General features: G+C 32.4%; 15 protein-coding genes. 11 read left to right on the top strand and 4 right to left on the bottom strand.

The window, feature by feature from the left end; translation table 11 throughout:
- The first annotated feature begins 57 nt into the window (after positions 1–57).
- From ACFWV9_RS02470 to ACFWV9_RS02460, 3 genes are read left to right on the top strand one after another with little or no spacing between them, the layout of a single operon-like run.
- Positions 58–1,029 carry a M23 family metallopeptidase gene (locus tag ACFWV9_RS02470; RefSeq protein ID WP_411893649.1) on the top strand — a complete coding sequence of 324 codons (972 nt, stop codon included), beginning with the start codon at positions 58–60 and terminating at the stop codon, positions 1,027–1,029.
- Position 1,030: 1 nt separating this feature from the next.
- Positions 1,031–1,360 (top strand): MerR family transcriptional regulator, encoded by a 330-nt coding sequence (locus ACFWV9_RS02465; protein WP_411893648.1) that lies wholly within the window; start codon positions 1,031–1,033, stop codon positions 1,358–1,360.
- Between the two features lie 10 nt (positions 1,361–1,370).
- On the top strand, positions 1,371–1,505 hold the full coding sequence (locus tag ACFWV9_RS02460) for a hypothetical protein (protein ID WP_411893647.1): 135 nt from the start codon (positions 1,371–1,373) through the stop codon (positions 1,503–1,505).
- Between the two features lie 93 nt (positions 1,506–1,598).
- Here the strand turns inward: ACFWV9_RS02460 and der are convergent, their stop codons facing one another.
- Positions 1,599–2,903 carry a ribosome biogenesis GTPase Der gene (gene der, locus ACFWV9_RS02455; RefSeq protein WP_411893646.1) on the bottom strand — a complete coding sequence of 435 codons (1,305 nt, stop codon included), beginning with the start codon at positions 2,901–2,903 and terminating at the stop codon, positions 1,599–1,601.
- Between the two features lie 91 nt (positions 2,904–2,994).
- On the opposite strand from der, the gene ACFWV9_RS02450 reads away from it, so the two are divergent.
- Positions 2,995–3,516: a GTP-binding protein gene (locus ACFWV9_RS02450; protein ID WP_411893645.1), complete on the top strand. Its 522-nt coding sequence runs from the start codon at positions 2,995–2,997 to the stop codon at positions 3,514–3,516.
- Between the two features lie 3 nt (positions 3,517–3,519).
- Here the strand turns inward: ACFWV9_RS02450 and era are convergent, their stop codons facing one another.
- The gene (gene era, locus ACFWV9_RS02445; protein WP_411893644.1) at positions 3,520–4,398 is read right to left on the bottom strand and encodes a GTPase Era; all 879 of its coding nucleotides are present in this window, start codon (positions 4,396–4,398) and stop codon (positions 3,520–3,522) included.
- Positions 4,399–4,538: 140 nt separating this feature from the next.
- On the opposite strand from era, the gene ACFWV9_RS02440 reads away from it, so the two are divergent.
- From ACFWV9_RS02440 to ACFWV9_RS02410, 7 genes are all read left to right on the top strand, one after another.
- On the top strand, positions 4,539–6,206 hold the full coding sequence (locus ACFWV9_RS02440) for a formate--tetrahydrofolate ligase (protein WP_411893643.1): 1,668 nt from the start codon (positions 4,539–4,541) through the stop codon (positions 6,204–6,206).
- A 94-nt stretch (positions 6,207–6,300) separates the two neighbouring features.
- Positions 6,301–7,410: a hypothetical protein gene (locus tag ACFWV9_RS02435; RefSeq protein WP_411893642.1), complete on the top strand. Its 1,110-nt coding sequence runs from the start codon at positions 6,301–6,303 to the stop codon at positions 7,408–7,410.
- A 67-nt stretch (positions 7,411–7,477) separates the two neighbouring features.
- Positions 7,478–8,266, top strand: coding sequence for a hypothetical protein (locus ACFWV9_RS02430; RefSeq protein WP_411893641.1), 789 nt, complete (start codon positions 7,478–7,480; stop codon positions 8,264–8,266).
- A 113-nt stretch (positions 8,267–8,379) separates the two neighbouring features.
- Entirely contained in the window at positions 8,380–8,970 is a 591-nt protein-coding gene (locus ACFWV9_RS02425) for an RNA polymerase sigma factor (RefSeq protein ID WP_411893640.1), read from the top strand.
- 5 nt (positions 8,971–8,975) lie between these two features.
- Positions 8,976–9,710, top strand: coding sequence for a tetratricopeptide repeat protein (locus ACFWV9_RS02420; RefSeq protein WP_411893639.1), 735 nt, complete (start codon positions 8,976–8,978; stop codon positions 9,708–9,710).
- 1 nt (position 9,711) lies between these two features.
- On the top strand, positions 9,712–12,936 hold the full coding sequence (locus ACFWV9_RS02415; RefSeq protein ID WP_411893638.1) for a CHAT domain-containing protein: 3,225 nt from the start codon (positions 9,712–9,714) through the stop codon (positions 12,934–12,936).
- Between the two features lie 80 nt (positions 12,937–13,016).
- Positions 13,017–13,553, top strand: a complete 537-nt coding sequence (locus ACFWV9_RS02410) for a hypothetical protein (RefSeq protein ID WP_411893637.1) — start codon at positions 13,017–13,019, stop codon at positions 13,551–13,553.
- 32 nt (positions 13,554–13,585) lie between these two features.
- Here the strand turns inward: ACFWV9_RS02410 and ACFWV9_RS02405 are convergent, their stop codons facing one another.
- Both ACFWV9_RS02405 and ACFWV9_RS02400 read right to left on the bottom strand, forming a co-directional pair.
- Positions 13,586–14,686 (bottom strand): adenylate/guanylate cyclase domain-containing protein, encoded by a 1,101-nt coding sequence (locus ACFWV9_RS02405; RefSeq protein ID WP_411893636.1) that lies wholly within the window; start codon positions 14,684–14,686, stop codon positions 13,586–13,588.
- Between the two features lie 308 nt (positions 14,687–14,994).
- Positions 14,995–15,763: T9SS type A sorting domain-containing protein (locus ACFWV9_RS02400; protein WP_411893635.1), on the bottom strand; the 769-nt coding region annotated here is incomplete at its 5' end.

Genomic DNA, 15,763 nt, shown 5'->3' with positions numbered 1-15,763 from the left:
ATTAAAATTGGGCTACAAAATGTTTTTGTTAGCAGCAAAAATAGTATAATTTGCAATATGGGTAAGGTAAAATATTATTATGATTCCGAAACTCTTTCATACCGTAAAATAAGACGGAAGAAAAGAACAACATTTAAATATGTTATGGTCTTCCTTACTGCTGCGGGTTTGTTTGGTTTCTTATCTTTCTTCATAGTTAGCCAATATGTAGAATCTCCAAAGGAGCGAGAACTTGCAAGGGAATTACAAAATTTAGACTTACAATATCAGCTTCTTAACAAAAGAATGGATGCTGCAATTGCAGCATTAGAAAATGTTGAAGAACGTGATAATGCAATATATAGACTTTATTTCGAAGCTAATCCTTTGCCAGAAGAACAAAGACGTGCTGGATTTGGTGGTATTAATCGTTATAAAAAATATGAGGGATATGACAATTCTCAGCTCATCGCTGAAACTAATAAACGTTTAGATATACTTGAAAAGGCAATTGTAGTGCAATCTAAGTCACTGGATGAGATTGCTAAACTAGCTGAGGATAAAGAAAAATTTTTAGAAGCTATTCCTGCAATCCAACCCGTAAATAATGTTAGTCTTACAAGAGTTGCATCTGGTTATGGATTTAGAACAGATCCTTTTACAAAAGTTAGAAAGTTTCATTTTGGAATGGATTTTACAGCACCAAGAGGCACACCTATTTATGCCACTGGTGACGGTATTGTGAAACGTGCCGATAATAGTGCCACGGGATATGGCAAGCACATTCGTATTGACCATGGGTATGGTTATCTCTCATTGTATGCTCATTTGTACAAATATAATGTACGTGTTAATCAACGTGTAAAACGAGGAGACCTGATTGGTTTTGTAGGTAGTACAGGACGTTCGGAAGCTCCACATTTGCACTACGAAATATTTAAGGATGGTAACAGAATAAATCCTATCAACTTCTATTACGGTAATCTATCAGCTGAGGAGTTTGACAAATTGTTAGAAAAAGCATCATTAGAAAATCAATCCTTAGATTAAAATGCACATAGAATTACCAGAAAAAAGATACTATGGTATTGGCGAAGTTGCCAAAGCATTTAAGGTGAATGCATCATTGATACGATTCTGGGAAAAAGAATTTGATATTATAAAGCCAAAAAAGAATGCAAAGGGTAATAGAAAATTCACTCCTGAAGATATCAAAAACTTAAAGTTTATTTATCATTTGGTTAAGGAACGTGGATTTACCTTAGATGGTGCTAAAATTCACTTAAAAGAAGAAAAAAAGCAGGCACTTGATAAATATGAAATTATTGAGAAACTCGAGAGCATAAAAGCACAACTCAATAAAATTAAATCACAACTATAAATTTATCAATATGGGGCGTGGTAGCTATTCTCGTGGATCTTCATCTGGTGGATTTGGTGGATTTGGAGGTGGTAGCTCTGGTGGATTCTGTGGTGGCTTCAGAGGAGGCAGTTTTGGAGGCGGTGGTGCCTCAGGAGGTTGGTAAAAACAGTTAATTCAACATACAGCTAATTAGTCAACCCTGTTATTATATAGCAAGATTGTTAAACACCAAATGAAAACAAATATAATTCTACTACTATTTTTTTCGCATGTAAACGCTTACTGGAACACCTGTAAAATCAAAATTTTCTCTTAATTTATTTTCCAAAAAACGCTTATATGGTTCCTTTACATATTGTGGCAAATTACAAAAGAATGCAAACTGTGGCTGTGGCGTAGGCAATTGCATAATGTACTTTATTTTTACAAACTTCCCCTTGTAGGCAGGTGGTGGATAATGCTCTATTATTGGTAATAGGGTATCATTAAGTACGCTAGTTTTGATACGCTTGGTTCTGTTTTTATATACTTCTACTGCCGTTTCAATAGCCTTAAAAATTCGTTGTTTATTCAGTACGGAAATAAATACAATAGGTACATCTGTAAACGGTTCGATTTCCTTTCGAATATGCTTTTCAAATTCCTTAGCCGTTTTATTATCCTTTTCAACTAAATCCCATTTGTTTACCAATATTACAATACCCTTTCTATTGCGTTCTGCGAGCCAAAAAATATTTTGTACCTGACCATCAAAACCACGTGTTGCATCTAAAACCAAAAGGCAAACATCTGAATGCTCTATAGCTCTTACACTTCGCATTACAGAATAAAATTCTAAATCTTCTTTCACCTTAGATTTACGCCTAATTCCTGCAGTATCAACCAGATTAAATTCAAACCCAAATCGATTGTATTTGGTATCAATTGAATCCCTTGTTGTACCTGCAATATCAGTTACAATATATCTGTCCTCTCCTATTAGTGCATTTATAAAAGATGATTTACCTGCATTCGGACGACCTACTACTGCAAATCTTGGTAATGCTTCTTCCTCAATCTCTTCTTTCTCTGGTAGTGCTTTAACAACGGCATCAAGCAAATCACCGGTTCCACTTCCGTTTATACTGGCTATTGTGTAATAATCACCTAGTCCAAGTGAATAAAACTCAACAGCATCTTCTGCACGCTTGTTATTATCTACCTTATTAACAACAAGAAAAACTGGTTTATCTACCTTACGTAATAATTTAGCAACATCTTCATCCATGCCAGTTACACCACTCTCCACATCAACCATAAAAATAATTGCATCTGCTTCATCAATAGCAAGCTCTACTTGCTTATCAATTTCTGTTTCAAAAACATCATCGCTACCTACAACATATCCACCTGTATCAATTAACGAGAAGTCTCTACCGTTCCAATCCGTTTTACCATAATGGCGATCTCTCGTTACTCCACTTACAGCATCAACAATTGCTTCTCGTCTTTGTATAAGACGATTAAAAAAGGTTGATTTCCCAACATTTGGTCTTCCTACTATAGCAACTATATTTCCCATATTCTTATTCTTGCCGCAAAGGTAGTATTAAATCTTAGATTTAATTTAAAAGAAATTATGTAAATTGAAGATGTTACTGCATTACCTAATTATGGAGATCACTAATGAAATTATACTAAGACCAAGATTTAAATTCAAAGTCAATGAAGTTAACAACGTACTCTTGTCTCTATTTGAAGATAAAAGTAAATCTCAATCTGATTTTATTGTAACTCGTGTAGATGATCATGTTTTTATTAAGATACCAAAGGAAAAACAACATTTTTGGTCACCACAACTTCATTTAGAAATAAACGAAGATTATGATGAGGAAAACACAAGTATGATTTATGGATTATTTGGCCCTAACCCAACAGTTTGGACAATGTTCATGTTTTTTCATTTTGTTGTCGCCGGGTTTTTTATTGGTTTTGCAATTTGGGCCTATGTAAATTGGTCTTTAGAAAGTAGTTATGCCATACAGTTGTTTGTAACTCTATTAATGGTAGTGGTTTGGTTTGCACTCTATTTTGGTGGTAGACTTGGTAAAAGAACTGGTATGTCTCAAATGCATGAGCTTCATCATTTTATGCGCGATACACTTCGAAGCCAGGACATCCATTCAATTTCTTAAAAATTATTGATTGTAACCAAAACGTCTCAACTGGTTTTGATTGCTCCTCCAATTCTTATTCACTTTTACATACAATTCTAAATGTACTTGCTTACCAAAGAATTTTTCTAAGTCTTTTCTTGCTTCTACTCCAACGCGTTTAAGAGCAGAGCCCTTATGACCAATAATAATTCCTTTTTGAGTTTCGCGTTCTACCATAATTACAGAACGCATTCTTATAATATTTTCTTCTTCAAAAAACTCTTCCGTATCTACCTCAACCGAATATGGTATTTCCTTTTTGTAGTGTAATAATATTTTTTCCCTAATAGCTTCATTAACAAAAAAGCGCTCTGGTTTATCTGTAATCTGATCTTTTGGATAAAAAGGTGGTGATTCTGGCAATAGTTCAATTATTCTATTAAAGACATTTTTTACGTTAAAACCATTTAAAGCAGATATTGGATAAAACTCTGCATTTGGAACCTTTTGTTGCCATAATTCTGACTGTTCCTCTAATTGTTCCTGGTTAGAATTATCAATTTTATTTAGAAGTAGTAGTACAGGAATTTTAGTATTCGTAATCTTCTTAAAAAAAGCTTCGTCCTTTAATTCCTTCTCACCTATTTCAACCATGTAGATCAATAAATCCGCATCTTCAAATGCAGATTTTACGAATCCCATCATGGATTCTTGCAATTGGTACGCTGGTTTAATTATACCTGGAGTATCACTTAAAACTACTTGAAAATCTTCACCATTTACGATTCCCAAAATACGATGTCTGGTAGTTTGAGCCTTAGAAGTGATTATGGACAATTTCTCACCCATAAATGCATTCATTAAGGTGGACTTACCAACATTTGGGTTTCCAATAATATTTACAAAACCTGCTTTGTGCATCTCAATAATTTTATGCAAAGTTACAACCTTTAACCTCATTTCTAGGATGAAATGTATGTAACTCCTCTAGTATGACAAAAATCATCCTTTAGGCAACCGAAAACATCTAAATTTGACAAATATCATTACTTCTTTTAATTATGACCGACCTTCAGATTGCCAAAAAAGTTACTCTAAAACCCATAACTGAAATTGCAAAGAAACTTGGAATTGATCCAGAAATCATAGAAATGTATGGTAAGGATAAAGCGAAGTTACCTTTAAGTTGCATTAATCGTAATAGGGCAAAAAAGAGTAATCTTGTTTTGGTTTCAGCTATTTCACCAACACCCGCTGGTGAGGGTAAAACGACAATATCTATTGGATTATCTGAAGCTCTTAATAGACTTAATAAAAAAACGACGGTAGTGTTAAGAGAACCCTCCTTAGGACCTGTTTTTGGTATAAAAGGTGGAGCGACTGGTGGTGGATATTCTCAAGTGCTACCTTTAGAGGACATCAATTTACACTTTACAGGAGATTTTTCTGCAATTGAAAAAGCACACAACTTATTATCTGCTGTTATTGATAATAACGTGCAAAGTAAAACTCAATCATTAGGATTAGATCCAAGAACTATCACATGGAAACGTGTAATTGATATGAATGATCGCGCATTACGCCGTATAATTGTAGGTTTGGGAGGCACCACTTTTGGTATACCAAGGGAAACAGGCTTCGATATAACAGCAGCCTCTGAGATCATGGCTATACTTTGTATCTCAAAAGACTTAGTCGATTTGAAGAAACGTCTAGGTGAAATCTTTATTGGTTACACCTATGATAAAAAGCCAATCTTTGCAAAAGATCTGAAAGTGGCTGGTGCTATGGCTGCACTTCTAAAACATGCCATTAAGCCTAATTTGGTACAAACTATGGAGGGGAATCCTGCAATTATTCATGGTGGTCCATTTGCCAATATTGCTCAAGGAACAAACTCAGTAATTGGAACATTAATGGGCATGACCTATTCTGACTATACAGTAACCGAAGCTGGTTTTGGTTTTGATTTAGGTGCTGAAAAGTTTTTTGACATTAAGTGTCAAAGTGCTAATATCTCACCAAAAGTGGTTGTATTAACAACCACAATTAGAGCATTAAAATATCATGGTGGTGCCGATTTAAAATCATTAGCTGAACCAAATGTGGATGCTTTAAGACAAGGTTTACCAAATTTAGAAAAGCATCTGGAAAATATTAAAAAGTTTAATGTTATTCCTGTTATTGCTATAAATAAGTTTAAATCTGACACAAAAGAAGAAATTGAATTAATAAAAGATTTTGCTAAAATTAAAAATACTAGAGTCGCCGTTGCTAACGTCTGGGCAAAAGGTGGTGCAGGTGCATTAAAACTTGCACAACATGTAATTGAAGTTGCTGAGGCATGTGAAACCAAATTTGAACCACTTTATAAGTGGGATATGCCAATTGAAACAAAAATTGAACGTATTGCAAAAAAAATATATGGAGCTGAACACGTAGATTATAACTCTACTGCGAAACGTCAACTAACAGAAATTAAAGCCTTAGGACTAGAAAACCTACCCATTTGCGTCGCAAAAACTCAAAAATCTTTATCAGACAACCCCAAACTTTTAGGTCGCCCGAAGGATTTTATTATAACTGTTAGAGAAATTGAAATCGCCGCAGGTGCTGGTTTTTTAATTCCTATAACAGGTAACATTATGCGAATGCCAGGATTACCGGCTCACCCAGCATCTGAGGGAATTGACATTAGCAACAGTGGAGAGATTAGCGGATTATTTTAAAACTTGAAACGTCAATACTAAATACTTTTTTTAGCTCTAATGATGACAAATTAGAAATGTATCGATAAGTAAGAAACAATAAACATTCTCACTTATGCGATTCTTTAATTACATTAAATATTTTTTAGTAGTTATCCTAGTTTTCTCTTGTAATTATACCAATCCTCAAGAAATTGATAATGGTATACTTCAAGGTAAATACAAGTATCAAAACATTAATGATCCTGAAAACGGAATGGTTGCTTTTAGGATTCCTTTACCGAATAATTGGAATTACAATTCAAACAGAAATGCATCCATTAAAATAACCGCACCGAATAATGTTAAGGTCAACAAAACTGAAACTCAAAATTACGCCTATTCTTATGATGCATTCGCTTTACAATCCTTGCAACAGATCAATGATCCTAATATTATAATATCACCTGTTTTAACTATAAATAAGATATTACAGGATTATGTAATTCCATCTGCACAATCGCAAGGCTATAGCTTTGTTAATAGTTACCCTATGCCAAAAGTTGAAGAATTTTGGCAAAGATTTGATTCTGGAATGCTCAAAACAGGGAGTAATAGAACTTACAGTGTTACAGGAACCGATTGGAAAGATGCAAATGGCAATCATTCTTTTATAGTATTTGTACAATCAGTCATAAAAAAAGGAAACTACATTTCATGGATTTTACAATCTACAGAATTAGAGGCTCCTGAGAGTTCAATAAAAAAGGCGAAGGAATCTTACATCTTTGGTCTTGCCAATATGCAAATAAACATGGAATGGCAACAAAGAAAAAATAGGGAGTTACTGAACAGTATTAGAAGCAATAATGAATTCTGGGAAAGAGCAACAAGACAGAGTCAGATACAGCACAATCAGAGAATGGCTGCCATACAATCTCGAGGTAATACAACACGCTCTATCGGTAACACTTATAGTGACATCTTAGACATTAACCATTCTGGATACTTAAAACGAAACGATATGAATAATGCTGGTCAAACAAAAACTGTTAATATGATAGGTGAACGTGCTACAATTTCTAATATGGCAACTGGAGAACGTTATAATGTAAAAGATGGTAGTAAGTATTATTGGGTAAATAATAATGGAGAATATTTTGGTACGGACAATGCATTTTATGACCCTAGAATTGACAAAAGGGTAAATAACAAAGAATGGTCCCAATTTGAAATTGAAAATTAAAACCTATCTATGATGACATTTTTAATTAAAGTCGATATATCAGTATAATCAAAATAACAAAAACATTATGAAACCTATAAAGATTATAATACTACTTACAGTTATAAGCCTTGTTTGGTCATGTAGCAAAGATGATGATGGCGGTAATAACAACTCAGATATACTTAATAATTATGAGACGCAATGTAATGATGGTGTAACTACGATAAGTGGCCCAAAAGCAGCATATTGGGATAGTGCAAAAGGAATTCCATTGCCTTTAACACAAGTGCCATTATTAGATAACATTGATGGGCAATTTATACATCCTCAATACCCAGCTCTTGGGTTCCCTATGCCTCAAGGTTATAATAGTGCTCCAATTTTCAATCAGAATTCTGGTACTATTGGTGTTGATGTAAAACGTAATGATAATGGAGCAATTTGGACATATATACCTACAACTTCTTTTACAGGTAATTTCACGATCACAGACGCAGTTACAATAGCAGTAAATAAAATGTTCGCGGATATGGGTTATAACGGTAACGATTTTGAAGTTGAATGTTCAGCAACCATACCTGTAAATTTAGGTGGAAATGTTAGCAGGATTTATAGCGCAAGATTAATAAATTTTGGCAATTTTACCGGTCAGACCTATGCAATTCTAACTACGGTGCAGGGTTTAGGTGGTATTACTTATGTATCAATTGCAACTTCCGCAGGGCTAGCCAATGAATATAACAGTTTGGTAAGAGATATCTTCCTTCCACTTAATTTTCAACTCTTAGTAAATGATGGTGGAGAATTGGATTCTGACTTAGATGGTACACCAGACATAGACGACCCAGAACCACATAATCCAAATGTTTTTTAAATATTGTTTGTAAAAATAATTCGATTGAATTTAAACTACTGATAAATCATATATAACTGTAGTTAAACAAAATATGTTGTAAACTTAATTGCTTTCATATATCTTAGTAATATATGCGAGAGGTTAACATTTCAACTAATTTAACAAAGAATAGGTCAGATTTTATTGAGGCAATAAAAGCAAATAATCAAGTTGTTCTGCGATCGTTATACCATGCAAACTACCCAAAAATTGAACTTTTAATATTAAAGAATAGTGGTACTAAAGATCATGCAAAAGATATTTATCAAGACGCGTTTTTAGCAGTTTGGCAAAATATAAAGCAAGATAAATTTATTCCAAAATCTGAATCTTCCATTAACGGTTACTTGTATACAATAGCAAAAAACAAATGGATGGACGTATTGAGGTCTCAAGGTTATAAAAAGACAATTATTGCATCTCAAATATCATATTTTGAACCAAGTGAACAAGAAAATAATGATATAAATGATGACATTTTAAAAGATGAACGATTACAAGATGTAATGCAAGCATTTAGAAATCTAGGCGAGGCATGTAAAAACTTACTTAGTAAATTTTATTTTGAGAAGTTGTCTATGAACGACATTGCAAATGAACTGCAATTAGATTCTGCTTCTACCAGAAATAAAAAATATAGATGTATGCAAAAGTTAAAAGAAATAGCCCTAAAAACTGATTAACAGAAATGGACTTAAATAAAATATCACAGGAAGAATTTGAAAGGATTGAAGCCTACATAACAGGTCAACTTTCTGATGAAAAACGTGTAGAGTTTGAGAAACAACTAAATGATGATACAAATTTTTATACAAAAGTAGAAGATGTTAAGACAATTTTACTTGGTATAGAAACACAGGCATTAAAAGAACAACTAAATGACTTTCATAAAGAATTACCTATAGAACCTAATGAAGTCATAATAAATGAATCTAAGGTTAGATTTATATGGTGGCGAAAATTAGCTATTGCTGCAGCACTTATTATAGCAGCTGGTAGTTTTTGGTTCTTGGATAGTAGCTCTAACGAACGATTATATGCAAAATATTTTTCTCCCGATCCTGGTTTACCAACTACTATGAGTATTACAGATAGTTACGAATTTAATAATGCTATGGTATTATATAAACAAGGTAAATATGATGACGCCATTAGTACTTGGAAAAATCTACTTAAAACTAAAGTTAAAAATGACACTCTAAATTATTTTATTGGTTCGGCTCTATTGGCTAGCAAAAAAGAAAATGAAGCTATTAAATATTTAAATATCGTAACTGAACTAAATCCTACAACATTTAAAAATGATGCCTATTATTATTTAGGCTTAGCACATCTTAAAGCTTATAATAAAGAAGCTGCAATAGATGCATTTAAACAATCGAGCTTACCAGAAAGCAAAGACCTACTTAAGAAACTAAAATAAAATGCATATTTCTAAAATTAAGATACTCTTACTTTTAGTATTAGTAGGTGTAGTACATACAATGTATGGCCAAAATACTGTCGAGCTAAACTTAAAACAGTTAGATAAATTATTAGCAGAGAAGGAGTATGCAAAGGCAAAAATTATTACTAAAAAATATATAGACTCGCTTATCACATTAAATCAGTTTTATGAATTAACAGACTACATTTATTATTTAGGGCAAATAGACTTAAATATTAATGGACGAAAATCTGCAATTAATACCATATCTGCATTTACTACGAAATTTTATGCTTCAACAAAAAATCAGAAAGCACTTAGACAATTAGCCTTAGAAACAGGTACGTTTTATGAGTCTATTGGCGATTCTGAAACTGCTAAGGATAATAATCTGAAGGCTTTGGATATTACTTATGAAATGACTGAAGCCACAGGTAGAGACTTTGCATTGATAGAAAGCAATCTTGGAGTTTTTTATTCAAGATTAGGCAATATTCCTAAAGCAACGCAATATCATAAAAAAGCCCTTAAATCCTTGGAAAGTGATTCCTTATCTGAACCAGACAGCTATTACATTACCAACAACTCATTAGGCGGTATGATGTGGTACGCATCAAAATATGATAGTGCAATTTATTATTATAAAAATGCTGAAAAAATACTAAATTCTTTAGAACAGATACCATGGAATACATACTATCGTTCTGCTTCTCTCAATAATAATATGGCTGGTATTTATAGTATTCAAGGTAATCTAGAGGCTTCTGTTAATGCTATGCAAACTACAGTTAATAACCTCTCTGCATATTTAAAAGAAGACATCAGCGATGCAAGACGAACCTATGCTAGAGAGTTTTTATTTCAGGCTATAGATAATTATGCTGGCCTTTACAAAGACCTTGGAGATTACAAGCGTGCAAAGGAACTTATAACATATGCCTATGAGCAAAAAAAAATGTATTTAAATCCCGATAGTCCAGAAATAGCCAAAGGGAAAGTGTTATTAGGTCAGATCAATGTAGCTTTAAAAAATTATGATGAAGCCAATAAACTACTAAATGAAGGAATTACCGATTTTGAAACTAACTCAGGTGATTATGATTATTGGTTAGCCGATGCCAATTATCATAAGGCAATGATAAATTTAAATTCTGGCGATTTACAAAAAGCCAAAATCAACTTTATTGAAAGTGAAAATTATTACAAAGCGTCATTAGGTAATTTTTATGACGAGTTATACCTAGACTTCATTGTTAATGCTTCAAACTTCTATGCCAAAATTGGTGAGAAAGAGAAAGCCATATCAATGGCTACAGAAGCTCGAGATTATATTAAAGCAAACCAAGGTGCGCAAACATTATTAGAATATTTTCAAGTATTAAATCTAGCAGATATTAACTACCAATTACAAGACTATGAGCTTGCTCTTAAGTATTGCAACGAAGCTTTAAATCTGTTAAATTCTAATAACCTCATTAAAAATAGCGAACTCAATAAACTTCAAATCGAAGGTAATAAGGTAAGTGCATTGTTATTGAAAGTTAAAATCGAACTGAAACAACATTCTAAAAAGGACGAAACATTCCTAAAAAATAAACTTACCGAAATCAAAGAAGCAATTCAATTACTTGAAGATAAAAAATCGATTATTTCTAGTGATACATCGACGGCAATACTCATTCAAGATAATATCGAGGTTTTTTATGTGGCTAAAATATTGAATCTAGAATTATACAAACTCACCAAACAAGAAAAGTATCTCGTAGCCCTATTAGGTTATCATGAGTCTATGATATATCATAAAATTAGAAACAGATTAAATTCTAACTCAGTACAACTTACGGCCAATTTGCCAAGTGAAATTTTAGAAAAAGAAAAGACCTTAAAAAAACGATTGAATAGTTTTTCTTTTGAAAAAACCGAATTTAATTCCTTTTTAGAAAATGAAGAAAATTGGTATACATTTTTAGATGAGTTAAAGCATGACTATCCAGACTACTACAAACTTCGTTATGCATCCATTTCAGAAGAATTAGGAGATATAAGGCTCAAAATACCTGAGGACTCTACAATAATTAGATATCTATTTATCGATGAAGAATTATACGTCTTTGTAATTACAGCGTCTGAAATTACAATGACAAAACTTGATACTGACAATATAAACTTGACCATAAAACAGCTAAACACAGAAATAAACAGTTTAAATCCAATTTTTCATTTACAAAAGGTGCTTTACGATCAATTATGGCAACCTATTGACAATCAGTTAAAGACTGAACGTGTAACAATAATACCAGATAAAGACTTGTTTAACCTGAGTTTTGAATTATTGACCTTTAAATCTTGTTCTGATTATATAGATTTAAAAAATAATAGTTTATTGGCAAAAAAGGTCATCTCCTACAATTATAGTTTGTTCTTAATTGATAAAAATAGCCAACCTATTGGTTACGATTCCAATTTTATAGCTTTCGCACCAGAGTTTAGCCAAGACATGAAGAATAATTATCAAATTGCAATAAAAGACTCGTTAGAACTAGACTATACTTATTTACAGCTCTTACCACAACCATTTGCAAAAGATTTAGCCAAAAATTATTCTAAACTTTTTAATGGAAATTCGTTTTTAAATGAAAATGCATCCAAAAATATTTTTACAAAAAATGCCAAAGAGCATAAAATTATTCACATAGGAACGCACGCTGAGTCTGATAATGTAAGTCCTGAGTTTTCTAGATTAATTTTTGCAAAGAATACTGATGAAAAAAACAATTCTCTTTACACATACGAAATATATAATCAAAACCTATCTTCTAATCTTGCTATATTAACAGCATGCGAAACTGGCAAACCAACATTTCAACCTGGTGAAGGTATGATCTCCCTAGCGCATGCCTTTAATTATGCAGGTAGTGAAAGCATACTTACAAGTTTGTGGAACATTGATGAAAAATCAAGTACAGAAGTGTTAGAACACTTTTATACCAATATTTCCGAAGGATTAGCAAAAGATGAAGCTTTAAGACAAGCAAAACTCAATTATATTGCTAACGCCAAAGGAAGAACAGTTGCTCCTCAATATTGGGCTGGCTTAGTTTTAATCGGTGATACTGCTCCTATTGATTTAAAGACGAGCAGTCCTTGGTGGATTTGGTTAATTATGGCCTTAGTTTTTATTTCAATAGTGTACTTTATGAAAAAGATCATCAAAACAATATGACAAAAAGTAAGTATTTACAAATTGGCATTTTTTTTGTTGTTTAGATAACGACACATTTGTATAACTTAAAATTGTAAAAGATGAAAAAAGTAGCACTCTTTTTGTTTGTAGCAATTTTAGCTACAAGCTGTAACGCCCAAGAAAGCAATAGTTCAAAAAAGGAAATTGCTGAATCTGAAACACAAAAAGATTCTATCACAGAACCAAAAGGCAGTTGGAATGTTCACAAAGAAGTTGATGAAAATGGAAATATCATTCGATATGATTCCATCTATAGTTGGTCTTCTTCGGGAAATTCAAAAGTAATAGATAATGACAGTATCTTTAATAAGATGCAGTCTATGATGCAAAGGCGCTTTTCAATGTTTCAATCACCAAGCGGAAATACTTTTGCACATCATGATTCCATAATGAAACAGTTTTTTTCTGATGATTTTTTTAGGGATGATTTCTTTTCTAATAATCTTAACCGAAACTTTCCAAATATGGATGATATGATAAAACGAATGGAAGCGATGAGACAGCAATTCTTTAATGATAATAACAGATATATAATTCCACCAGAAACTAAGTCTAAAAAATCAAAGAAGGTGGATATTGAGAAAAAACAGATTTAAAGTACTTATTTAGGGCAAGCCTTTATGTTTGCTTAGGCTTTTTTTAAAACGGTATAAAGTTCCTTAGACTCATTTTTGCCCTTCAATGGCACTCTACCTATATGATCGATTTCAAAATCATCTTTGTATTCTAGTCTATCTAAGAAATCTTGTGATATTAAAAGATCAGTTGGATATTGGTTGCAAAGCCCTTGTATTCTGGCTGTAGTATTTAATACATCACCAGTGAAGAATATTTCTTTTTTAAGCGCACCTATCTCCCCAGTTGTAACCTCACCAAGATGAAGTGCACCTTTAAAGTCAGGATATACATCATATTTTTTAAGATACCAATCCTTCTTTTTTAACAAATCCTTTTCCATTGCATAAAAGCAATTGATACTGTTACGAACCGCATTCTTTTTATTAAGATCCCAAGAAATAACAATTTCATCACCAATGTATTGATACACTTCGCCATAATTTTCTATAATGGCGTCAGATAAATCATTGTAATAGTCTTTTAAAAAATCAAAATAATTGATATGACCTAACTGTTCGGCAAATTCTGTAGACGACTTCATATCTGTGAACATAAAAATACGTTGCTCTACAACTGGCTTATGATACTTTCCTGTAAAAAAATTGAGAAAAACATTTTGCCCTAGATTATCACTGATTTCAGCATATATCAACGAAACAATTAAAGAGAAACCTAATTGTAACCCAATTGTAATATATGTGAAACTAAAAAAGAAGTTGGTAAATTGATCCAACACCGAAGCACTGAACAATGAAGTCTTAGTTTCAATACTCGTCGCTAATACATAGAAGATAAAAATAAGCGCAAAGAATAATACACCATAAAGTAAAAACTTACCTATTATTTTTTGTGGAAAACTACCATTTACAAAAAACCGATACATAAATGCAACCTCTAAAATACCAACAAGACAGCCTGTAATGAAAATACTAATACTAGCAAAGACCGCTATATAAGGTGTTATTTTAATAGCCGCCTCAACAGCAACACTTTGACCACCTAAAACTGCATATTCACTCCACAAAAATGCCCAACCATTAATTAGCCAAATAATTCCGAAAGGAATAACCTGCAGAAGATTTCTTCTAAATTTTGGTCTTAATTTAATCATTGGTTTACATACAAGAAGTTAAACGATCTTCATATAACTTCTTAAAAATATCAAATATAAGGTTTTGAGAATTATCAATTTGGAGTTACCTTAAAACTTATTGTCCAAAGAAAATTAATGAAAATAAAAAAACCAGCTGTAAAACAACTGGCTTTAAATTTAGTAGCGGGAACTGGATTCATTGCACTATTTCATGTTATGAAATGACACCATAATATGAATAGATTGAATTCTCTTTAATAGAATTAAAATCACAGATTAAAACTTTTGTAAAAACAACTTTTATACTGCTTTAAAGTTTCAATACATTACTTTACAATTAATTTCTTTATAACTCTATTATTTTGATTATCTGTAATTTGTAGTGTATAGACACCTATTTGCAATCCATCTAAAGTAATATGATTATACGTCGCTTCCTTATTAATCTTACTTCTATCATAAATTCTAACAACTCTACCTGTAGCATCATAAATTCGAATTAAATCTATCATATTATTTTCGAGAGAACTAATATTTAATTCATCATCTGCCGGGTTTGGATATATTACATAATCATCGGTAAAAATAATATCATTACTTTGATCATAAATTGTTGTAGGGTTTTCTGTTTTAGCTTGTGGTTCAATAACATTAACATTATCAATACTATAGGTTTCATCTGACCAACTAACCTTTGTCTCTACCTCTATCTCCAAAACACTACCTGTAATACCTGAAACAGTAAACGTGGTTAAATCTATATTGCCCGTTACAGTTCCAAATGGAGTCAATGAGCCACCGTCCAATCTATAATATACATTTACATAATCATTACTTTCCTTATTATTATCCAAATCATCGACATCAACTGATAAGGTTACATCTTCATATCCTGAAATATCAATTGGTTCTGAGTTCCAAACAGCTGTACTACCACCATTAACCGAAGACAATAAGAGTATTCCACCCTGCACACCCCAGACACCTTGGTCAATTGACGTGCTCCAAGCAGTATCACCCGTATCTATCGTTGTGCCATCTGCCAAATCTTCAAAATCCTCAACCCATGGTAGGTCTGTTGGAATTGCAATTACA

It is taken from the genome of Winogradskyella sp. A2 (assembly GCF_046762865.1).
In the GTDB taxonomy this organism is placed as follows: Bacteria; Bacteroidota; Bacteroidia; order Flavobacteriales; family Flavobacteriaceae; genus Winogradskyella.
This window is presented reverse-complemented; position numbering and strand designations above follow the sequence as displayed.